Origin of the sequence: Bartonella sp. CL434QHHD (assembly GCF_042195145.1) — a bacterium.
In the GTDB taxonomy this organism is placed as follows: domain Bacteria; phylum Pseudomonadota; class Alphaproteobacteria; order Rhizobiales; family Rhizobiaceae; genus Bartonella.
This window is the reverse complement of sequence record NZ_JBHINT010000034.1, coordinates 114,227-137,465: the sequence shown is the minus strand read 5'-3', so window position 1 is coordinate 137,465 and position 23,239 is coordinate 114,227. Positions and strand designations below refer to the sequence as shown.

Here is a 23,239-nt window from a genome sequence, read left to right as displayed (position 1 = left end):
GAGTTCATATTTTTTTTGCAAAACAAATATGATACAAATTGTAGCAAAGTAAAAAACCTTTTGTCATTACTGTAAAATCTTGTTTTGCTTTCATAATTTATAATGTTTCTATGTCTATTAAGATCCCTTCATTTGAGAGAAAATTTTCATAAAGGCTTTTTTTATCAAGGTTTATTACAAAGTTTATTATTGTGTTTGTCTCATAATTGAACAGATGTAGTTTTGATTGTTGAAGTTTAGAAAATCTGCCTATGTGTTTTAAGAGCAAAGAAAAGAATGTGGCAATATATGCACAAAAATTTGTTTCTGCTACACGAAAGGAGGTCGTAATGGGATTTTTTAATTTTATTAAAACTGTAGGGGAAAAGTTAGGTATTGGGGACCATGAACCAAAAGAAAAGGATTTTAAAAGAGCATTTGATGATTTTCAACTCGGTACAGAAAAAGTCAATATTCAAGTTGAAGACGGTAAAGCTATTTTAAGCGGTGAAGTTCCAGACAGGGAAACACTTGAAAAAGCACTGCTGGTTGTTGGCAATTCACAAGGTATCTCTTCTGTAGATGTTGATCAATTAAAGGTTATAGATACAACGCCTAGAAAAACTTCTCGCTTTTATGAGGTTAAATCTGGTGATAATCTTTGGAAAATTGCTGAAGAGGTTTATGGAAAAGGGCAAGGTAATAAAAACACATTTATTTTTGAAGCCAATAAGCCAATGCTAAAATCTCCCGATAAAATTTATCCTGGACAAGTTTTACGTATTCCTGAAATTGACCATAGTTAATTCATCAAAGAGGATAATTTTTTACTGATGGCATTAAACAAAAAATAAAGGAGCGTAAAAAAAATTCACGCTCCTTCATTTTATAAAGTGTGTATTTATTGTGTATTTATATAAAAGGAGCTTAGTGAACAAGAGAGGATTTAGAAGGTGATGGTACTTTCATAGCGTTTACAGAGAAATCAACATCAATGGTTCCTGCTTTCTCAAATGTCAATTTTGCGCTAATTTTATCACCTAACTTGAATGGTTTTGAAAGCCCCATAAACATAATATGATCACCGCCAGGCTTAAGCGTGATTTCTCCATTTCCCGGAATTTCAATGCCATTGTGCATTTTTTCCATTTTCATAATATCATTAACGACAGCCATAGAGTGTATCTCTGTTGTTTTTACTCCGTTTGTGGAAATAGAAACCAAACGGTCTGGGGTATTACTGTGATTAATAATGTAGAGATAACCGCTACCAACTCTTATACCTTTAGGTGTTTCTCGTGTCCAAGGATTGAGAATTTCTATGTCGCCAAGTTTATATTGCTGAGCACCTGCTGGCAGGGTTATACCAGCAAAGAGAAGAGCACACACGATATTTATGATAACCTTTTTGTATGGATATTGTGTATGGATTATATTCTTAAAGATGAGATTTGTTATTTTCTTAATAATAGATGTCATCATTGATTTACCCTCCTTCATAAGATTCATACTTTGAATATTTTTTTATTTTAGCAGAGCTTTTATTTAAAATAAAAGAAAGAAATACTAAAATGAAATTGATTTGAGTATGAGAATAAAAATCATAGAATTATTTGATTCTAAAGGAAGGCAGTAAGGTTTACAACGACAACACACCTCTCAACACTTCCGTATTCATCTCATAAATAATATTTGTAAATGGTATAAAATCTATGATGCACTACTATTTTGCTTAATAAAATATAATATAGAACAATCATCAACCACTTTACCAATTTTAATATTATAACAGCTCTTGGCATTTTAAAGCGTTTATACAGACGCATTTTTATATATTTTCAAAGTTCAAAATTATACAGTTAGGAAAAAACGCTTTAGGTGAGTTTAAAGCACAGATTTCAAATAGCAGTAAACAATGAGACCATTAGAAGGAGAATTTTTGAAAGGAGATTGATAGATAATATCTTTACTGATATGAGCATTAGATATGATGACTATTTTAGTCTGGGGAAAATTTGTAATATTTGTGATATAAATTATTCGCCTTTTAAAAAGCTTTTACGTGGGTATTTTTTATCAATGATGAGAAGATCAAGAGCGAGAGTGCAATCACTCTTTTATTTTTTTAATTTTTATAGAAAGATATATTTGTTGAGAATTGCAAGAAAAATATATTATAATCTCAAGTCTCTCATAAATATGGTATTTATGGGTCATTAGAGCGCCTATTTTAAAATAAATTTTTTATTTTGGAGATGTTTCTCTCATTATTCTCTTGTAGCAATAAAAGCCTGTTCTTATATACGAGGCAGCAAGGCTTGTTGCGACTTGCAGTTTATTATTATTTTATGTTGCTTGAAGCAATATACGGGCTTTAGGTGTTATGAGGAGCTATCTTAAAAAGATGCTTTATGAAGGTTGAGGTAGCTTGCTGAATGGAGATTATAATATGGCAAAAGTAATTGGTATTGATTTGGGGACAACGAACTCTTGTGTGGCTGTTATGGATGGCAAAAACGCAAAAGTTATTGAAAACTCAGAAGGAGCGCGAACAACACCTTCCGTTGTTGCCTTTACTGATGGGGGGGAGCGGCTTGTTGGGCAGCCTGCTAAACGGCAGGCGGTGACAAATCCTGAAGGGACAGTTTTTGCAGTTAAACGTTTGATAGGGCGCCGTTTTGATGACCCTATGGTTGAAAAAGATAAAGCACTTGTGCCTTATAAAATTGTTAAAGGTGACAATGGTGATGCATGGGTTGAAGAAGCGGGAAAGAAATATTCTCCGTCGCAAATTTCAGCTATGATTTTGCAAAAGATGAAGGAAACAGCAGAATCTTATCTTGGTGAAAAAGTTGAACAAGCCGTTATTACGGTTCCTGCTTATTTTAATGATGCGCAACGTCAAGCTACGAAAGACGCGGGTAAAATTGCTGGACTTGAAGTTTTACGGATTATTAATGAGCCAACAGCTGCTGCTTTAGCTTATGGTTTGGACAAAAAAGACGGAAAAACAATAGCAGTTTACGATCTTGGTGGTGGTACATTTGATATTTCAGTTCTTGAAATTGGAGATGGCGTTTTTGAAGTTAAATCAACCAATGGAGATACGTTTTTAGGTGGTGAAGACTTTGATATGCGCCTAGTTGGTTATTTTGCAGATGAATTCAAAAAAGAGCAAGGAATTGATCTGAAAAATGATAAATTAGCTTTACAGCGCTTAAAAGAAGCGGCAGAAAAAGCAAAAATTGAGCTTTCTTCGTCACAGCAAACAGAAATCAATTTACCATTTATCACGGCAGATCAATCAGGTCCCAAGCACTTAACAATGAAATTGACTCGGGCAAAATTTGAATCTCTCGTTGACGATTTAGTGCAGCGTACCATCGAGCCTTGTAAAGCTGCGTTGAAAGATGCTGGATTAAAGGCTGGTGAAATTGACGAAGTTGTTTTAGTAGGTGGTATGACACGTATGCCCAAGATTCAGCAAGTCGTGCAGAGCTTCTTTGGTAAGGATCCACACAAAGGTGTTAATCCTGATGAAGTGGTCGCAATGGGTGCTGCCATCCAAGGAGGTGTATTGCAAGGCGATGTCAAAGACGTGTTGTTGCTAGATGTAACGCCTTTATCTTTGGGTATTGAAACCTTGGGTGGGGTTTTCACACGCCTTATTGAGCGCAATACCACTATCCCAACAAAAAAATCGCAAGTTTTTTCGACAGCTGATGATAATCAGAGTGCTGTGACGATTCGTGTTTTCCAAGGTGAACGGGAAATGGCAAGTGATAATAAGTTATTGGCTCAATTTGATCTTGTTGGTATTCCTCCAGCACCACGTGGTATACCTCAAATTGAAGTTACTTTTGATATCGATGCGAATGGTATTGTTAATGTTTCGGCCAAAGATAAGGGAACAGGTAAAGAGCATCAAATTCGTATTCAGGCATCAGGTGGTTTAAGTGATGCTGATATTGAAAAAATGGTAAAGGATGCAGAAGAGCACGCGGCTGAGGATAAAAAACGCCGTGAAGGTGTTGAAGCTAGAAATCAAGCGGAGGCTCTTATTCATTCAACTGAAAAGTCGCTCAATGAATATGGCGATAAAGTATCAGCTGAAGAAAAGGGACAGATTGAAACAGCAATATCTGATTTGAAATCTGCGCTTGAAGGCAGTGATACGGAAGAAGTAACAACAAAGATGCAAAAATTAGCAGAAGTCAGTATGAAGCTTGGACAGGCTATGTACGAAGCCTCACAAGCAGCGAGCGCTGACACTGAAACAGAGGCAAAGAATGATGATGTTGTTGATGCTGATTTTGAAGAAGTTAATGATAAGAAGAAATAGTGTCAGCATATGTGTTGATTAATTTATAAACCCGGCCTTTGAAATATAAGGCTGGGCTTTATTATTTGAGATAAGTTGCAACTTTGTTGCTAAAAATATAAATTAAAAGCAATATTATCCATAAAGATGGATGACAGAAAAATTATCAGGAATACATGATGAAGGTTGACTATTATGAAATTCTTGGCGTGACTCGCGAATGTGATGATAAAAAGTTGAAATCTGCTTTTCGTAAGTTGGCAATGCAATATCATCCTGATCGCAACGCGGGGGATAAAGAGGCAGAGCGAAAATTCAAAGAAATTGGCGAAGCCTATGAAGTTCTTAAAGATCCTCAGAAGCGTGCTGCTTATGATCGATTTGGCCATGCGGCCTTTGAAAATAGCGGTGGTCAAGGGGGAGCAAATCCCTTTGGCGGTTTTGCTGCGGGTGGTGGATTTGCGGATATTTTCGAAGACTTTTTTGGTGAGATTATGGGAGGGACACACCGTAAGCGTGGTGATAGTCGCGAACGTGGTGCAGATTTGAGTTATAATATGGAAGTGACTTTAGAAGAGGCATTTTCAGGAAAAACTGCAGAAATTAATATTCCCAGTTCCGTCACGTGTGATGTTTGTGAGGGATCAGGAGCGAGAAAGGGCTCTAAGCCGCAAGTTTGTGGAATATGTCATGGATCTGGTCGTGTGCGTGCAGCACAAGGTTTCTTTTCTATTGAGCGAACATGTCCTTCATGTCATGGACGTGGTGAAACTATTACGGATCCATGTCCCAAATGTCAGGGGACACGACGCATAGAGAAAAAACGTTCATTGAGCGTAAATGTTCCAGCTGGTATTGAAGATGGAACGCGTATTCGCCTTTCTGGTGAGGGTGATGCTGGTATTCGTGGTGGCCCCAATGGTGATCTTTATATTTTCCTTTCCATTAAACCGCATGAGTTTTTTCAGCGAGAAGGAGCAGATCTTCACTGTCGCGTTCCTATTTCAATGGTAACAGCTGCTTTAGGAGGAGAGTTTGAAGTTTCCGACCTTGATGGTGTTAAAGCACGCGTTAAGATTCCAGAAGGGACACAAAATGGACGTCAATTCCGCCTTAGAGGCAAAGGTATGCCCATGTTGCGCCGTCAGCAAGCAAGGGGTGATCTTTACATCCATATCACGATTGAGACACCGCAGAAATTAACGCAAGAACAACGTGAATTGTTGCAAAAATTTGAAAAGCTCTCAAATCATGAAAATTCACCGCAATCACATGGTTTTTTTTCACGTATGAAAGAATTTTTTGAAAATATTTCTGGTTAAAATATGTGAATGTTCTCAGAATAATTAGAGAGAGCTGTAGGAAAGTTATTTTCATTAAGTTTTCTATTATCTCATTGTCTTTGAAAAGCATTTTTTCTTGAAAAGAAAAGAGAGAGACAGCTAATTTAGGATAAACTCCTGCTGCTGATAGTTTTTATATTTCATGAGTTTTATGGATAAGTCTTATTTTTGAGTGTCTATGACATTTTAAAAAGGGCTTATCCATATAAGAACGCAATTGAGTGATTGATAATAAATATTGCCAGTGTCATGATGACTGCCTTTATGCATTCAGTATTTTTTGTATTTCTTTTTAAAGGCTCTATAATAAAACTGTAAAATAGGTAGCAGCTTGCCAAGAAACGCTAAATAAGCTGTTAGGCAATCCATCTTTTTCAAATAAAGTATCAACTTCTTATAACCGATTTTATTTTTGGCATTTTTCATAGTTTTAATCACTGCTTCCTTTAAAATAAGGGTTATTTTATTTGGAATAGCTTTTACATGCCTCATCTTAGCTTTTAGCCGTAATCATGTCTTTTTAGATGCGGATTTAGTTTTGTATTTCTGATGTCATAAATAGTTCTTCCAGATAATAAAAAACGCTATAATCAAGTTTATTTTGTTCCAAAGAAATTGTGGAATGAGATAATGTGTGTTTAATGCTAAAGAATACATAACAAAACACGTTTTGAGGTATTTGATGTATCTCTCTTGTGGGAAAACAGATTCGATGGAATTCACTTAATTGAATTTATTGGCATAATAAAAAGTTGGTGGGAAGATAGAAGACGTTACCTTTAAAAAGAAAATATAAATACAATAAAAAAATAGCACAATATGCTTAGAAAACAGCACGACATATTATTGAAATTGTTAGTGATATGGAAAGAGAAGTATACGAAATGAATCTTTTTTCATAAAATAACATAATTAAAATAATACATTAAAAGAATTAACAATTCTAAAAAACATTGAATAATTCAAGCATGTATCGCTATGCAGAAAGAAAAACTTAATGACCGATCATGAAAAATGAGAAGTTTTATAAAACCTTACGAAGAGAGTAATCTAAACAATTAAATGCTTTTACGAAGATGCTTTTGAAGAGCTATCACAATATATGGATAATGTTGCAAAGCCTTTTTTCGATTTTACGATATAAAAAGATAAATTATTATTATAAATCAACTTATTATGATTCTCCATGAGGAGCGTTCAATCGACATTTCCTCATGTTTAATGATTGAGAAAAAGTCAAATTTTTAAAACCAAAGTTATAGTTTATTGGGATAAGCTATAAAGCAGTTGAGTGATTTCTTAATCTTGGGAATATGTTAATTTTATTATTATAAGAAACTTTATTTTTATCTTATAAAATCAATGGTTGTATATATTCCTATTCATTGTTAAGTATCCGTAGGGATAAACTAATGAGTTGAATGTGCAGCGTAGCTTCAAAATTTTGCTTTTCAATTTTATATATAAGATCATAAAATAATGACGTTTTTTACGCCTATTTTGTTTAATTTTTCGCTGTCAATTTTTAAAGGAAGTTTTTGTATTTCATTTCGCTATTCCTTTTTCGTAATTTAGAGGAAAATTGACGATTTTCAGGGGGGTGGATAGAGTAAAGTTTGGTTTTATTGTTTTCACTTTTCCTAAATTTCATTAAGAGATGGTAAAAAGTGATGAGGAGGCTCTATTGATGGATGATGCTAAAAACGGTGATGTAGATGTTTTGGAAAAACAAGCAGCATTTTTATCGTCTGCTTTACCCTATATGCAAAAATATGAAAATGAAACGGTCGTGGTAAAATATGGCGGCCATGCTATGGGTGATCCTGCTTTGGGGCGAGCATTTGCGCGTGATATTGCTCTATTAAAGCAATCGGGGATTAATCCTGTTGTTGTTCATGGTGGTGGGCCTCAAATTGCTGAAATTTTAATGAAAATGGGGATTGAATCGCGATTTGAAAACGGATTACGGGTAACCGATGAGCGGATCGTTGAAGTGGTTGAAATGGTTTTAGCGGGTTCCATAAATAAAGAAATTGTTGCTCTCATTAATGCTGAGGGAGAATGGGCAATAGGATTATGCGGCAAGGATGGCAATATGGTTTTTGCCGAAAAGGCTTATAAAACTGTCATTGATCCTGATTCGCATATTGAACGTGTTTTAGATTTGGGGTTTGTTGGTGAGCCTGTTGAAGTTGACCGCACATTGCTAGATCTTTTAGCATGTTCTGAAATGATACCGGTTCTTGCTCCTGTGGCTCCAGGACGCGATGGTAAAACTTATAATATTAATGCTGATATTTTTGCTGGAGCTATTGCTGGTGCATTAGAGGCTAAACGCCTTTTATTTCTCACTGATGTTCCTGGTGTTTTGGATAACCAGGGTAAACTTTTAAAAGAATTGACAGTTTCTGAAGCTGAGAAATTTATTAAAAATGGGACAATTTCAGGAGGCATGATTCCAAAAGTAGAGACTTGTATAAAAGCCCTTCAAAATGGCGTGGAAGGTGTTGTCATTTTAAATGGTAAAACTCCTCATTCTGTTTTACTAGAGCTGTTTACCGAACAGGGAGTTGGAACGCTTATTGTTTCATAAATTGTGGGGAAAATTGGAAGAGAAAGTTTTTCATGGTGAATCTAAAACAGTTTAAATATCCTTTATTAAGTAAGCCAGAATTGGCAATATTTACTGCGACAATATTGTGGGGCGTTACATTTTTAGTCATTCACATTGCGGTACGCTATAGTGGTCCTCTGTTTTTTGTTGGATTTCGTTTTATTGTTGCATCTCTTATATGTGGGGTAATTTTTTGGCGCTCTATAAAAGGTATAACTGTTTATGAAGTTTTCGCTGGGATGGCGATAGGTTTAGCCATGTTTTTTGGTTATGCTTTTCAAGCAGCTGGACTTCAAACAATTATTAGTAGTCAGTCAGCTTTTATCACAGCGCTTTATGTACCGATGGTTCCAATTTTGCAATGGATTGTTTTTAAAAAACCTCCCCGTTTAGCTTGTTGGATTGGTATTATTTTCGCTTTTATTGGGCTTGTATTTATTTCAGGGCAAAAGCCGGGAAATTTTGATTTTTCAAAAGGCGAAATTTTAACTTTGTTAGGCGCTTTAGCGATTGCTGGAGAAGTCATACTCATCGGAATTTTTGCGAACAAGGTTGATAGTCGGCGTGTAACCATTATTCAGTTATTTTTTAGTGGTTTTTTTTCATTTGCTTGTATGCCTTTGATGGGTGAAAGCATCCCTGAATTTTCGTGGGTGTGGTTTAATATTGGTATAGGATTGGCATTAATGAGTGCCATCATTCAATTAGCTATGAATTGGGCACAAAAGTCTATTTCCCCTACGCGTGCGACACTCATTTACGCAGGTGAACCGGTATGGGCTGGTATTGTTGGGCGTTTGGCTGGCGAACATTTATCTCCCTTAGCTTTATTGGGCGGTTTGCTTATTCTGATTGGGATAATTGTGGCTGAATTACAACCTTCACAATGGCGTAAAAAAAATAAAGCAATTAAAAAAATTGATTAGCTATACATTTTTTTATTATGATTTTATTGCATGAGATTTTTGCTTGTAGAGTTTTCATTTTTGAAGCTTTTTTAATATTAAGATGATTAAGAAGTTCTATAAGTTATTCCAGCTTTTGCATGTATCTGTTTGCCTAACTTCTGAAACGGGAAGACAACCTTTATTGAGCCAAAGCATGAGGTGATATAAAGGTAAAAATTAACGCTCATCTTTACGATCATGTTTAAATTTGGCTTTAACAACTTTCAAAAACATCTACGGTAATGTTTTTGAATAATGAGAATTACGCACTGTCGCACGTTATTTCTTTTGTCCTTTAATAGAGTTACGCTTCTCATGCAAAATAGAACGCCCAAAGTATCCCCATAACGTTGTACATTAAATCGTTTTTTAAAAGATAATTTTCTCAATATACATCATATTCATTGACAGTCCGCATGAAGTATAGAAAAACCACAGAGCATCATCATTTTACTTAAAATAAAGGGCACTAGCATTTTCTTTATCAGTTCTCAATATTATGATAGCCTTTGGCATTTAAAATGAGAGAGGCTCGCGATATTCAGAGTTTTAATTTAAATCGCAAAACAATAAACGATCATTATAAATCAATGTGTTATCCAATGAATCGAAGAGGATTGGTGTGCTTTATGCTTAATGGAGGAAGGAAGGAGTTATATAAAAAGTATATAAAAACATCACTCAATAGAGCATATTTCTAAAGTTTTAAAAATTGAGAAGAAACTCCCGCGATATTCATATTATTTTATATAAGATTACTAAAAAAGAAGATTATTGCGTACAAATAAAAAAGCATTTCTTGCGAATTTTATTGCAAGCCTAAGTGATATACACGCCCATCATATAAATATGATAATACATTGATTTATAATTATAATATAGCACTATTCACATTGAATTAGAACCCTGAATACTGTAAAATTTTCTCACTTCAAATCATTTTCATGTTAAATCAATCCAAATCACTTGCTTACACATCACAAGTGGGTGGGGGGCATGTGGGTAAAGACTGTACAAGAAAGGCATATCTCTTATAAACTTTTTCAAGTGTAAAGGATCGTCGTAATATTGGAGGCTGGCAAAGTGTGTGATGGTGCCGGCTTACTACAGCATATGAGTTATCAAATAAGATGTGAAAGGATCATTTTAGCACCCTTGGATTTAATTTAGCAAACAAAAGCCTCATTTTTTAGGCTATAAAAAGTTGTGTTTTGAGAAGCTTTTTAGGTTTATATTATTTTGATAGAAGCCGGAACATAATTGGTCTTTGCGTTTTGTATTATTCTTTGCTAAATCGCCTTATATGACAATAGATCGTAATTATATTCGTAATTTTTCCATCGTGGCGCATATTGATCACGGCAAATCAACTTTAGCTGATCGTTTGATTCAAATAACAGGTGGGCTTGATACACGTGAGATGAAAGAACAAGTACTCGATTCCATGGATATTGAGCGTGAACGTGGAATTACTATTAAAGCACAAACGGTACGTTTACACTATAAGGCAAAGAATGGTGAAACCTATATTTTAAATCTTATGGATACACCTGGTCATGTGGATTTTGCTTATGAGGTTTCGCGTTCATTGGCAGCTTGTGAAGGTTCTCTGTTGGTGGTGGATGCAAGCCAAGGCGTAGAGGCGCAGACGTTAGCAAATGTTTATCAAGCCATTGATAATTCCCATGAGTTGGTTGTTGTTCTCAATAAAGTTGATCTTCCAGCAGCAGAACCTGAGCGTGTTAAAGAACAAATTGAAGATGTAATAGGCATTGATACATCTCAAGCAGTAGAAATATCAGCAAAAACAGGTTTGGGTGTTCCTGATGTTTTGGAGGCAATTGTTGCACAATTACCACCTCCACATATAGGCGATGTTGCAAATCCCTTGAAAGCAATGTTGGTTGATAGCTGGTATGATGCATATCTTGGTGTTATTGTTTTGGTACGGGTGATAGATGGTATTTTAAAAAAAGGCCAAACCATTCGTATGATGGGTACAGGAGCAAAATATCCAGTTGAGCGCGTTGGGGTTTTTACACCTAAAATGGTACAGGTTGATGAATTAGGACCGGGCGAGATTGGTTTTATCACTGCTTCTATCAAAGAGGTAGCAGATACACGGGTTGGGGATACGATTACTGAAGAGCGCCGTCCTTGTGAAAATGCTTTACCTGGTTTTAAGCCTGCGCAACCGGTTGTCTTTTGTGGACTTTTTCCAATTGATGCTGCCGATTTTGATGATTTGCGTGCAGCCATGGGCAAATTACGCTTAAATGATGCGAGTTTTTCTTTTGAAATGGAAACATCTGCGGCTTTGGGGTTTGGTTTTCGCTGTGGATTTTTGGGACTTCTGCATCTTGAAATTATTCAAGAGCGATTAGAGCGTGAGTTTAATTTGGATTTAATCGCGACAGCACCTTCGGTTGTTTATCGCATGAATATGAATGATGGTTCTGTTAAAGAGTTGCACAATCCAGCGGATATGCCTGATGTGGTTAAAATTTCTTCCATAGAAGAACCGTGGATTCGGGCGACAATCATGACTCCTGATAATTATCTTGGGTCAATTTTAGAACTATGCCAAGAGCGGCGCGGGGTACAGGTTGGTTTGTCCTATGTTGGAACCCGTGCTATGGTAACGTATGATTTACCACTGAATGAAGTTGTTTTTGATTTTTATGACCGGCTAAAATCAATCTCAAAGGGTTATGCTTCTTTTGATTATCAAATGACAGATTATGCAGAAGGTGATTTAGTTAAAATGTCTATTTTGGTGAATGGAGAGCCTATTGATGCATTATCGATGCTTGTTCACCGCACGATTGCAGAAAAGCGCGGGCGTTCCATGTGTGAAAAACTGAAAGATCTTATTCCCCAGCATATGTTTCAGATTCCAGTTCAAGCGGCTATTGGTGGTAAAGTTATAGCGCGCGAAACGATTCGTGCTTTGCGTAAAGATGTAACAGCGAAATGTTACGGGGGTGATGTTACGCGTAAGCGCAAACTTTTGGAAAAGCAAAAAGAAGGCAAAAAGCGGATGCGCCAATTTGGAAAAGTAGAAATTCCACAATCAGCATTTATTCAAGCGCTCAAAATGAACAAATAATGAAAAAAGGAGTATTTTCTCTCATTGATTGCGCTTTTGCTTTTGTCGATTGGTTCAGGTGTTTAAAGGACACTTTAAATAGAATTGCGCCGTGCTTCATGTTTTTGTGTATTGCGTAAAGGTGTCACTTTCTCATGTAAAACAGAATGCTTTAAACAAAATGCGTTTGTGTTGCATATTTGTGCACGTATTTTAATAAATATCTCTCAATACACTCGACCTCATTTCACGATAGCGTGCGTAGAAAGTATAACGGTAAAGCTTCCGTGAATGACATAAAACTCATAACCATATTTATTGTCATAAAGACACATGGTGCTTGAGAAATTCATTAAAGACATTTTTATTCTTTCTTAAAGTGCTTCTTATCCATACACCAACAGTGTTTATGAGACGAGCAGGAAATGATAGTAATTGATTCACTATGAAAGGATTTGAAATGAGAGAATCCTTGTATTCGAGGTTATTATTCAAGTTAAAAAACGATGAAATATTATTATGCATTAATCTTGTGTCTAAGAACGTAAAAGATCATTAATGGATGTTTTTTCTCGTGTTTTTTGATCAACACGTTTTACAATAACAGCACAATAAAGGCTAGGTCCTGCTTCACCATTTGGTAAAGGTTTTCCAGGGAGAGAACCTGGTACAACCACTGAATAGGCTGGTACTTCACCAATAAAAATTTCACCTGTTGTACGATCAATAATCTTTGTTGATTTTCCAATAAAGACTCCCATTCCCAAAACAGCACCTTCACGGATAATACAGCCTTCAACAATTTCAGAGCGAGCACCGATAAAGCAATGATCTTCAATGATTGTTGGATTTGCTTGCAGTGGTTCCAAAACACCTCCAATACCAACACCGCCAGAAAGATGGACATGTTTACCAATTTGTGCACAAGAACCAACGGTGGTCCATGTATCAACCATTGTGCCCTCATCGATAAAAGCACCAAGATTGACAAAGGAAGGCATCAATATAACGTTGGGTGCAATGTAAGCAGAATGACGTACAATGGCTCCAGGAACGGAACGGAAATCAGCACTTTTAAAATCTGCCTCTTGCCAACCAGAGAATTTTGAAGGAACTTTATCCCACCAATGTGTCCCATTGATTCCACCAGTAATAATTTGCATAGGATTGAGCCGAAAAGAGAGTAAAACCGCTTTTTTCAACCATTGATGAACATGCCATTGTCCATTTTTGTGTCGTTCTGCAATACGAATTTCACCTTTATCAAGAAGGTTCAATGCATGTTCAACACTTTCACGTATTTCGCCTTTTGTGGTAGTATCGATAGAATCGCGATCATCAAAAGCTTGTTCGATAATAATTTCAAGTTGTGTGATATGGGTCATGACGAGAGTTCCGTTAAACAAGTTGAAAGCTTCAAGATTTATTCTCTATGAACTACGCGAAGAAATGTGTTCAGTCAATAAAACGATGAGGAAGTAGGACAGGTGTATGAAAAAAAGCTGTAAAGAAAAAAGAAAAGCAGAGCAAGAAAACTGGGCACCACTTCTCCATGCGAAGGATGCTCTACAACAAATACATAAAGTTTCTAATTCAGCACAAATGCGTTCGTCTACTTATCGTTTAGCCTATATCGATCAAGATTTTATGATGCGTCCAGAGCTGCGCTCACAACGTATTAGTCTTGAATTTTTAAAGCCGGAAATAACCCTTAAAGAATATGATATTCAATCAACAGTTGTTTTGTTTGGTGGTGCGCGTATTCCTGAACCTGGGCAAGCAGCGTGGGCTGCAAAAAATGAAATACAAAAGAAAAATTTGCATGCTATGTCACATTATTACGATGAAGCAAGAGAGTTTGCGCGTTTGTGCTCACTTTATTCTGCTACGACAGAATATCGTGAATTTGTGGTTGTTACGGGGGGCGGACCAGGAATCATGGAGGCGGGAAATCGTGGTGCTTGTGATGTTGGTGCCCCAACGATTGGCTTGAATATTATTTTACCACATGAGCAAGAGCCTAATTCGTATGTGTCGCCGCATTTGTGTTTCAATTTTCATTATTTGGGGATGCGCAAAATGCATTTTTTAGTACGAGCGAAAGCCCTAGCCATTTTCCCTGGCGGATTTGGGACTCTGGATGAACTGTTTGAGACGTTAACTTTAGTACAGACAGGGCGTATGAAACAGGTACCAATTTTATTGTTTGGCAAAGAATTTTGGAGCAATACTATCAATTTTGAGTATCTGTCTGCACAAGGTACAATCTCTCCTACTGATGTTAATTTTGTGAAATTTGTTAATACAGCAGCAGAAGCTTTTGAAGAAATTCGTTCTTTTTATAAACTGCCTTAACGACTTTTGAGACGCTCACTCTTGAAGGATCATTAATACTCTACTTTGGTTAAATAAAGTCCTGAGGGGGGGGCAACAACACCACAACGTTTACGATCTTTAGCATGAAGAGCTGCTTCGAGATCTTGAGCTGTCCAACGTCCAATACCCACTTCCATGAGGCTTCCTGCGAATGAACGGATTTGATGATGAAGAAAAGAACGAGCTTGTGCATAAAGAAAAATTTCTTCACCTTCTCTTTGAATATCGAGGCGTTCAAGGGTGCGAATAGGGCTTTTGGCTTGGCAATGTGCTGAACGGAAAGTTGTAAAATCATGTTGTCCTACAAGTTTTTGCGCAGCTTCATGCATGGCGTCAGCATTAAGAGGCTTTGGCAACCACCACACGCGTTTGGCATTTAAAGCTGGTGGAGAGCGACGATTGAGGATTTTGAAAAGATAATGGCGTTTGGTTGCGGAAAATCGTGCATCAAAGTCATCAGGGACATTTTCTACATTTAAGATTGAAATCGCCTCTCCCTGTTTACGTAAAAGAGCATTGAGCGCATCTCGCACAGTATGGGAGAGCCAGTTTTTTTCAAAATCAACATGCGCAACTTGTCCGGTAGCGTGTACGCCCGCATCCGTTCGTCCTGCTGTTGTTATGGTCAATTGTTGTCCACTAAAGCAAAAAATCGCTTGTTCAAGAGCTCCTTGTATCGTGTGAAGTTTTGCTTGACGCTGCCAACCAGCATAATTTGAACCATCATATTCAAGAGTGAGTTTAAAACGTGGCATCTTAAAAAACAGCAGAAATATGAGCACCTCGCAAAAAGGTTGCGCTATCAAGAATTTTACCGCCAGATCTTTGGAGAGAGGTTATTTCTATCCGTCCTTGCCCACAATGGATAATCAAAGAATCTGGTTCTATCCGTCCAATTTCAAGAGAAGGACCTGTTGTTAAACGACTATCAAGAATTTTTACACGTTCTTCTCGTCCACCGATATTCATATTGCACCAGCAACTAGGAGAGGGAGAGAGCGCGCGAATATGCCTATGAATAAACTCTGCTGGTTTTGTCCAATCAATGCGGGTTTCTTCTTTTCTAATTTTGGCGGCATAGGTGATGCCTTCTTCTGATTGTGGGGTCAGTTTAAGTCGTCCTTTTTCAAGAGTGGATAAAGTCTCTACCATAAGTTCTGCGCCAATATGTGAAAGTCTGTTTGAAAGCTCAGCAGTGGTGGTGTTATCCGTAATGGGGATGGAGCGAGAAAGAGCGATAGGCCCCGTATCAAGTCCTTCATCCATTTTCATGATCATGATACCTGTTTCTTTATCACCAGCCATAATTGCTCGTTGAATAGGCGCAGCACCACGCCAACGTGGTAAGAGTGAAGCGTGGGCATTAAAACAACCAAAACGCGGCGTTTCGAGAATAGCTTTGGGTAAAAGGAGTCCATAAGCCACCACAATAGCAGCATCAACAGAAAGTGCTGCAAATTGCTCCTGTTGTTCGATTGTTTTAAGTGTTTGAGGTGTAAAGATGGGTATAGATTTCTCTTTTGCTACGGTGTGAACAGCGGAGGGGATTAATTTAAGCCCTCGACGTCCTGCTGGGCGAGGGGGTTGACTATAAACAGCAACAACATCATGACCTGCATCCAGTAAAGCATGTAAAATAGGAACAGAAAAATCTGGTGTTCCCATAAAACTTAATCGTAAAGCCATTACAAAACTGCTTCCTGCATGTTTTTTTCTTTTGCGCGTTTTTTAAATTTTCGTATCACCATATCGCGTTTGATCTTTGAAATGTAATCAATAAAAAGGCGCCCATCTAAATGATCAATTTCATGCTGCAAGCAAGTTGCTAAGAGATCGTCTGCTTCAATTTCTGTTTGTTTTCCTTCACGGTTCTGATAGCGAACACGAAGGCGTTTAGGACGTTCAACCTCTGCAAAATAATCAGGAATAGAAAGACAACCTTCTTTGTAAATATTACGCTCATCTGAAAGCCATAAAATTTCAGGGTTGATAATAACAAGAGGTTTTTTCTGCTCATCTTCAGAATTTCCAGAGACATCTATAACCAACATACGTAGCGGTATACCAATTTGAATAGCAGCAAGACCAACGCCCTTAGCATTATACATGGTTTCCAACATGTCATCTGCAAGTTTTTGGAGAGATGAATCGACCTGCTCAACAGGTTTGGACACTTCCCGTAAAATCGGATCAGGTAAAGTAATTAAAGATCTCATTGGCATAGGCATAAGTAGAGATTAATCAATGGTTTGTTATTGGTCAATATTGAATAACGGATTCTTGCGTTTTTTTACAATAAGAGCGTTATATTACAATTTATGTTTGATTCGTTTTTTTCCATACTCGCTGGTGATTTTTTTTCTAAACTAGTGCTTTTGCTTTTATTTATACTTGTCTGTTTGGCATTTTTTATGTTGATACATTCTCATCGAAAAAAAGCATTTTTGGAAAATGAAATTGCTGAACGCGCACGTGAGGCACAAATGCAGATGGCTACCTTGCTGAAAACACAAGCTGAAATGCAAGGGCGAATGCAAACGATGGCGGAAATTTTTGGTCAACGGCAGGCTGAATTGAATAAATCACTCAGTGAGCAACTCAATGGGATGACAACAAGCTTAGGCCAAACACTTCAGGTACAGACTAAATCCACTTATGAAAATTTGAATCGTTTGCAAGAGCGTTTAGCAGTGATTGATGCGGCACAAAATAATATTCAATCGCTTACGGGACAAGTTGTTCAGTTACAGTCTATTTTAAGCAATAAGCAGACACGTGGTACTTTCGGTCAGGGGCGGATGGAAGCTATTATTGCCGATGCCTTACCAACAAATGCTTATGCTTTTCAGGCCGTTCTTTCTAATGGAAAGCGCCCAGATTGTCTCATTCATATGCCCAATAAAGCCCCTTCTCTTGTTATTGATGCTAAATTCCCTCTGGAGGCTTGGAATGCTATGCGTAAGGCAGAATCAGCGCAAGAGCGTCAAGAGGCAGAACGCCAATTTCGTACCAATATGGAAGTCCATATTCGTGATATTGCACAAAAATATTTGATTCCTGGAGAAACTCATGACACTGCTTTCCTTTTCGTGCCATCTGAATCGATTTTTGCAACAATTTATGAGGACTTTGAGGCATTGGTACAAAAATCCAATAGAGCTCATGTGATTATTGTTTCACCATCTTTGTTGATGCTCTCTGTCCAAGTGGTACAAACCATTATGAAAGATGCGCGGATGCGTGAACAAGCGCATTTAATTCAATCAGAAGTAGCAAAATTGATGGAAGATTTTGGACGAATGGATATGCGTGTTCGCGCATTACAGAAGCACTTTCACAAAGCAGGTGAAGATATAGAGGGAATTTTGATATCGTCCTCCAAAATTATGAAACGGGCAAATCGCATTGAAACTGTTGAATTAAAAGAAAATTACTCTGAACCAACAAAAATGACAACATTAGCTCAGTCGCAAGCATTGCGTTTTGCTGATGAGGAATAAAGCAAAGCAAGCTTCTTAAATATCACAAGTTAGATCATGTTCTTTATTGATTGGTAATCATTTTTTAGTATCTCTATCTTGTTTTATTTCTTAAACGAGAGGAATAGGAATATGCGACACCTTTTGTTTTTAGGGGCACTGGTGTTTTTGCTAGAGGGATGTGCAACAACCACTCCCATCCACACAAATAATGCTTGTGCTATTTTGGCACAAAAAAATGGTTTTTTTGACAATTGGGGTAAAGTGTCTCAAAGAGCGGAAATGCGCTATGGAATTCCTATGCCTATCATTCTTGCAACCATTAAGATGGAATCGAGCTTTCGTCACAATGCACGTCCTCCACGCAAAAAACTACTTGGTTTTATCCCATGGAAGCGTCGGTCGACAGCTTATGGTTATGCTCAAGCGCTTGACAGTACATGGGCAATGTATCTTCGCTCGACAGGAAAGTCTTTTGCATGGCGTACGAATTTCGCAGATGCTGCTGATTTTGTTGCTTGGTATCATCGCCAAAGTGTTCAACGCAATGGGGTGAGATTTGATGATGCATATAGCCTTTATTTAAATTATCATATGGGACATGGTGCTTATGCGCGTAGTGGCGGGCATGCCACTACGGCACTCTCACAGGCAGCACAGCGCATGGCAAGGATATCGAGGCTCTATGAACAGCAATTAAAAAGATGTGGATGGCATTAGGGAAGATTTTTGAAAATCTCAATCAGGGAATTGATGTGGTAAAATCATTTGAGGGAAAAATTTTTTATGATACGACAAGGCTGTCTCGTTTTTCTGATCATTCAATGAAATAAATTGTTATTTTTTAGAATAAACTCAAGTAACAGAAAGCTTTTGCAATACACAATATATTTGAAGATACTCTCGACATTTTTACCTCCTTTGTTTAAAAAATTTACAATGGAAACTATCTTCTATTTAGCGCTGGCATTTCGCATTGGGCTAAGTACTAGAGGTTATTGAAGAAAAATTTTAAAATATAATATCATTTTTTATTTTCATTATGCGTATTACTGGCTGATTATTATATGAATATTTTCTTTGTTAAGCGTATAAAATAGCAATTAAAACAAATGCAATTCGGGCATCATAAAAAGGGTAAAATATTCAATATAAAAAAACGAGAAATGCATTAAACGAAAAAACGTTGTTTTGTATAAAGAGGGCGCTACAGTCCTCAAAAGAACTAAGTATATTTAGTATTGTATGAAATAAAACATACTCGTCCATCCAGTCCATTTTAATTGAAAGAAGTTATCTTATTGTATTGTAAAAACACTATCGTTTATAGGATGATAAGGTATATGCAACTTTACACACAATGAATATTCAGGGTAGGGAGTATTCAGAGAAAGATTTGTAGCGCCTATGAAGTAACAAGTCAGTCTCCAATGTTGTGATAGCTTTTGCATTTGGGAATATTTATGAGAAGCATTTTTATTCTTTTTCTTAATTGTTTAAGCATATTGATTTATAAAGATAATATATCGTTATTCATATTAAAGTAAGAATTTCGAATGACGTAGGGTTTTATCGTTTCAGATCTCTTGAGGTTGAATCAATAAATCCATTGGCTTGCACATAACAAGCGCAATTGGCATGTGGATAAAAACTGTGAAAGAAAAGACTAAAAATGTTTTTTATGAACATTCTAAAATGTAAGAATTATCGCCAACATTGGGAATTAGCACAATAAAGATGGCGCTACTTTGCTCTCACACCTCAACCTTTCTTGTGGTGCGCAAGGAAAAAAATAATTGATTCAATATATTATTTAAGCGTTAATATACCTTAGTATTGAGCAGGTAGATGCTAATCAAAGTGAGTAATTTTTTTGGCAGGACATCTGATCAGATTAAAAATACTCAAAAAAAGCTCTAATTTTCAATAATTGAGAAGTATATTTTAATATTTTATTCTCTACTCTTTGTTTAAGTACTTCATACCTTTTAAAAAGATATCGGTAGCCAACATATTATGATTTTGTGGAAATATTGTGGTAAAGGAAATTCAAATTTTGTCCTTTAAGACAAGGCATAGGTTAAACAGCTCATTTTCTATTTCTGTGCAAAGCATAAAAAATTATCTACTTTCACGGTTACGACAGTAAAATTTTATAATCCAACAAATGATTAAAAATGTATTATAATATCATTAAATGCAAGGAACAGGCGCTATTGGAATTATGATTAAATAGCACATAAACCTTTTAAATTGATATACACATCCTTTATTATAATTGATTCCCTTGATAGAACAGTTTGTCCTTTTGGTGGAGCTAAGCGGGATCGAACCGCTGACCTCTTGCATGCCATGCAAGCGCTCTCCCAGCTGAGCTATAGCCCCTATAAAAACAAATTTTTCCAAAAGGACAGTATACAATTCCAACTTTTCTAGAACGATCAAAGTTGAAGATCAAGAAGAATTTACATTCAATGGAAAAGATGTCCTTTTTTATTTCTCTTAAGCATCGTCATCATTAGAAACACCGCCTCCGAGAATATTAGTAACGTCATCATCTTCATCGTCACCATCATGAGATAAAAATGTATCATCATCATCACCAAGATCTACATCACTATCTTCTAAATCAGGAAGATCGTCATCTTTAGAATCCTCATCATCCTCTTCAAGAAGCATAAAAGCAGATTTTTCAAGTGCTGTATCAAGCTCTTCAGTATCAACTTCTTCCTCATTGTTTGCTTCAGCTGCTGCAACTTCAAAGTAAGAACGCGGATAAGAAATTCCTGTATAGGGCGACACAATAGGATCGCGATTTAGATCGTAAAATTTTTTTCCTGTTTCTGGATCAACACGTTTAGTTCCAAGTTCTTGTTTTGCCATAAACCGTGCCTCTTTGATTAACTATTATTCCATTAAAAGATAAATTTTATGGTGCTTAATCGAAAAATAATACCTTTGTCAAAGATAAATACACTGTTCCACAGTGATTTTTTCATGACGTCTTTTAAAGCATGTGCTAAAGGATGCACAATTTCATAAAAGTTAGATAGAATTAAATAGAATTTCCATGCAAAAAGCAATCCCTATAACCACCTATAAATCGAGTAGTCTCTCTGGAAAAATTCAAATACCAGGAGATAAATCAATCTCTCACCGCTCTCTTATATTGGGAGGATTAGCAAGTGGTGAGACATATATTCATGGATTACTTGAAAGCGCTGATGTACTCAATACAGCTGCTGCTATGCAAGCTATGGGTGCCTGTATTATTAAAAAAGATGACTTCTGGATCATACGAGGAACAGGGAATGGTTGCCTTTTAGCAGCACAAAAACCTTTAGACTTTGGAAACGCTGGAACAGGTGCTCGTTTGGTTATGGGAATGGTTGGTCCGTATCATATGAAAACAACCTTTATTGGTGATGCTTCTCTCTCTAAACGTCCAATGGGACGTATCCTTGATCCACTGCGTCTCATGGGGGTTGAAATTGAGGCAACGCGCGACGATCATCTTCCTTTAACGCTTTATGGTCCGAAAATGGCTAATCCGATTCGTTACCGTGTTCCAATAGCTTCCTCCCAAATTAAATCAGCAATCCTGCTTGCGGGACTCAATACCGCTGGCATTACAACTGTTATTGAACCAGTTCTGACACGAGATCATACGGAAAAAATGTTAAAAGCATTCGGTGCGCAACTTGAAATAGAAAAAGATAACGAAGGTGCGCGTTTGATTCATCTTAATGGTCAACCCCATCTTACTGGACAAACGATTCATATTCCGGGGGATCCTTCTTCTGCTGCTTTTCCAATTATCGCAGCCCTTCTTGTAGAAGACTCTGATATCACCATTGAAAATGTTTTGATAAATAACTCTCGAATAGGACTTATCGAAACATTGTGGGAAATGGGTGCTCAAATTGAATTTTTGAACCGACGTCAAACAGGTGGAGAGGATGTTGCTGATCTACGGATAAAATCATCGGTCCTTAGAGGCGTTACGGTGCCCAAAGAACGTGCTCCATCGATGATAGATGAATATCCTGCTTTGGCAGTAGCAGCAGCCTTTGCAGAAGGCAAAACAGTAATGCTAGGAATTGAAGAGTTGCGTGTAAAAGAATCAGATCGACTGTCTGCTGTTGCTCAAGGACTCGAAATTAATTGCGTAGACTGTGAAGAAGGTCAAGATTTTCTTATTGTTTATGGAAAAGGTTCTGCCAAAGGTTTGGGTGGTGGACATGTCTCCACACATCTTGATCATCGAATTGCTATGTGTTTTCTCATTTTTGGGCTTGTATCAGAAAAACCTGTTACCATTGATGATAAACGAATGATCGCTACGAGCTTTCCAGAATTTATTCCTTTTATAAAACAACTTGGGGGAAAAATCGCTTGAAGCCTTTTGTTATCGCCATTGATGGACCTGCAGCCTCAGGCAAAGGAACCTTAGCACGCAAAATTGCTGCACATTATCGCCTTCGGCATCTCGATACTGGTCTTACTTATCGTAGTGTTGCTCATACGCTTTTACAACAAAATTTAGCTCTTAATGATGAAAAAAATGCTATTATTTATGCTAAAGAACTTGATTTTAATACCTTAAATCCTTCTCTTCTTTCTTCTCATGAACTTGGTGAAGCGGCTTCAAAAATAGCAATTAATCCTGCTGTACGCAAAATTCTTGTCGAAAAACAACGCAACTTTGCTAAAGTTTTGCCCGGCTGTGTGCTTGATGGGCGTGATATCGGAACTATTGTTTGTCCTGATGCCGATATCAAGTTTTATATTCTAGCCAATGTCCAAACACGCGCCAAACGTCGCTACCAAGAGATTTTAAAAAAAGGTGTTCAAGCAAATTATCATGAAATCCTAGCTCAACTTGAACAGCGCGACAGTCGCGATATAACGCGCAAACAAAGTCCATTAAAACCAGCAAAAAACGCCCACTTGCTTGATACGTCAGAATTGAGTATAGAAGCAACATTTGAAGTTGCATGCAGTTTTATTGATCCAATCATAAAAATGCATATAATTGGATAAATTCGTTAAGGTAACTTCCAGCCTAGCGCTAACTTTTTTTCCTTTATTC

General features: G+C 37.0%; 18 protein-coding genes and 1 tRNA gene. 12 read left to right on the top strand and 7 right to left on the bottom strand.

Features of this window, described 5'->3' with window-relative positions; translation table 11 throughout:
* The first annotated feature begins 329 nt into the window (after positions 1 to 329).
* A complete protein-coding gene (gene lysM, locus ACFILN_RS05445) occupies positions 330 to 785 on the top strand; it encodes a peptidoglycan-binding protein LysM (RefSeq protein WP_273790230.1) in 456 nt (151 codons plus the stop codon).
* A 121-nt stretch (positions 786 to 906) separates the two neighbouring features.
* Here lysM and ACFILN_RS05440 read toward each other — a convergent pair whose 3' ends face one another.
* Positions 907 to 1,461 carry a copper chaperone PCu(A)C gene (locus tag ACFILN_RS05440; protein WP_273790231.1) on the bottom strand — a complete coding sequence of 185 codons (555 nt, stop codon included), beginning with the start codon at positions 1,459 to 1,461 and terminating at the stop codon, positions 907 to 909.
* 967 nt (positions 1,462 to 2,428) lie between these two features.
* Here ACFILN_RS05440 and dnaK point away from each other — a divergent pair.
* From dnaK to lepA, 5 genes are all read left to right on the top strand, one after another.
* The gene (dnaK, locus tag ACFILN_RS05435; protein ID WP_273790233.1) at positions 2,429 to 4,321 is read left to right on the top strand and encodes a molecular chaperone DnaK; all 1,893 of its coding nucleotides are present in this window, start codon (positions 2,429 to 2,431) and stop codon (positions 4,319 to 4,321) included.
* 158 nt (positions 4,322 to 4,479) lie between these two features.
* Positions 4,480 to 5,622 (top strand): molecular chaperone DnaJ, encoded by a 1,143-nt coding sequence (gene dnaJ / locus ACFILN_RS05430; protein ID WP_273790234.1) that lies wholly within the window; start codon positions 4,480 to 4,482, stop codon positions 5,620 to 5,622.
* Positions 5,623 to 7,330: 1,708 nt separating this feature from the next.
* A complete protein-coding gene (gene argB, locus ACFILN_RS05425; RefSeq protein ID WP_273790235.1) occupies positions 7,331 to 8,236 on the top strand; it encodes an acetylglutamate kinase in 906 nt (301 codons plus the stop codon).
* Between the two features lie 32 nt (positions 8,237 to 8,268).
* Positions 8,269 to 9,183, top strand: coding sequence for a DMT family transporter (locus ACFILN_RS05420; protein WP_273790236.1), 915 nt, complete (start codon positions 8,269 to 8,271; stop codon positions 9,181 to 9,183).
* Between the two features lie 1,324 nt (positions 9,184 to 10,507).
* Entirely contained in the window at positions 10,508 to 12,313 is a 1,806-nt protein-coding gene (gene lepA, locus ACFILN_RS05415; RefSeq protein ID WP_375643000.1) for a translation elongation factor 4, read from the top strand.
* A gap of 515 nt (positions 12,314 to 12,828) precedes the next feature.
* Here the strand turns inward: lepA and dapD are convergent.
* Entirely contained in the window at positions 12,829 to 13,677 is an 849-nt protein-coding gene (gene dapD, locus ACFILN_RS05410) for a 2,3,4,5-tetrahydropyridine-2,6-dicarboxylate N-succinyltransferase (protein ID WP_375671042.1), read from the bottom strand.
* A gap of 106 nt (positions 13,678 to 13,783) precedes the next feature.
* Here dapD and ACFILN_RS05405 point away from each other — a divergent pair, with 106 nt between their 5' ends.
* On the top strand, positions 13,784 to 14,647 hold the full coding sequence (locus tag ACFILN_RS05405) for an LOG family protein (protein ID WP_375637222.1): 864 nt from the start codon (positions 13,784 to 13,786) through the stop codon (positions 14,645 to 14,647).
* 32 nt (positions 14,648 to 14,679) lie between these two features.
* Here ACFILN_RS05405 and truA read toward each other — a convergent pair whose 3' ends face one another.
* Genes truA through def form a run of 3 tightly spaced genes read right to left on the bottom strand, consistent with a single transcriptional unit; the run spans position 14,680 to position 16,890 of the window.
* Positions 14,680 to 15,423 carry a tRNA pseudouridine(38-40) synthase TruA gene (gene truA / locus ACFILN_RS05400; RefSeq protein WP_375630555.1) on the bottom strand — a complete coding sequence of 248 codons (744 nt, stop codon included), beginning with the start codon at positions 15,421 to 15,423 and terminating at the stop codon, positions 14,680 to 14,682.
* 1 nt (position 15,424) lies between these two features.
* Positions 15,425 to 16,354 (bottom strand): methionyl-tRNA formyltransferase, encoded by a 930-nt coding sequence (gene fmt, locus ACFILN_RS05395; protein ID WP_375630553.1) that lies wholly within the window; start codon positions 16,352 to 16,354, stop codon positions 15,425 to 15,427.
* Entirely contained in the window at positions 16,354 to 16,890 is a 537-nt protein-coding gene (def, locus tag ACFILN_RS05390; RefSeq protein ID WP_273790310.1) for a peptide deformylase, read from the bottom strand. The genes fmt and def overlap by 1 nt, the downstream gene beginning before the upstream one ends.
* Before the next feature lie 96 nt (positions 16,891 to 16,986).
* Between def and ACFILN_RS05385 the strand changes: the two genes are divergently transcribed.
* From ACFILN_RS05385 to ACFILN_RS05375, 3 genes are all read left to right on the top strand, one after another.
* A complete protein-coding gene (locus ACFILN_RS05385; RefSeq protein WP_375671041.1) occupies positions 16,987 to 18,168 on the top strand; it encodes a DNA recombination protein RmuC in 1,182 nt (393 codons plus the stop codon).
* A 111-nt stretch (positions 18,169 to 18,279) separates the two neighbouring features.
* Complete coding sequence (locus ACFILN_RS05380; RefSeq protein WP_273790243.1) at positions 18,280 to 18,867, top strand: hypothetical protein; 588 nt, start codon at positions 18,280 to 18,282, stop codon at positions 18,865 to 18,867.
* Positions 18,858 to 18,980, top strand: coding sequence for a hypothetical protein (locus ACFILN_RS05375; RefSeq protein ID WP_375630550.1), 123 nt, complete (start codon positions 18,858 to 18,860; stop codon positions 18,978 to 18,980). Before ACFILN_RS05380 ends, ACFILN_RS05375 begins: the two co-directional genes overlap by 10 nt.
* A gap of 1,476 nt (positions 18,981 to 20,456) precedes the next feature.
* Here the strand turns inward: ACFILN_RS05375 and ACFILN_RS05370 are convergent.
* Both ACFILN_RS05370 and ACFILN_RS05365 read right to left on the bottom strand, forming a co-directional pair.
* A tRNA-Ala gene (locus tag ACFILN_RS05370) sits at positions 20,457 to 20,532 on the bottom strand.
* 117 nt (positions 20,533 to 20,649) lie between these two features.
* A complete protein-coding gene (locus tag ACFILN_RS05365; RefSeq protein ID WP_273790244.1) occupies positions 20,650 to 21,030 on the bottom strand; it encodes a TIGR02300 family protein in 381 nt (126 codons plus the stop codon).
* 187 nt (positions 21,031 to 21,217) lie between these two features.
* Here ACFILN_RS05365 and aroA point away from each other — a divergent pair, with 187 nt between their 5' ends.
* Complete coding sequence (gene aroA, locus ACFILN_RS05360) at positions 21,218 to 22,546, top strand: 3-phosphoshikimate 1-carboxyvinyltransferase (protein ID WP_273790245.1); 1,329 nt, start codon at positions 21,218 to 21,220, stop codon at positions 22,544 to 22,546.
* A complete protein-coding gene (gene cmk, locus ACFILN_RS05355; protein ID WP_375617510.1) occupies positions 22,543 to 23,190 on the top strand; it encodes a (d)CMP kinase in 648 nt (215 codons plus the stop codon). The genes aroA and cmk overlap by 4 nt, the downstream gene beginning before the upstream one ends.
* Positions 23,191 to 23,239 lie beyond the last annotated feature (49 nt).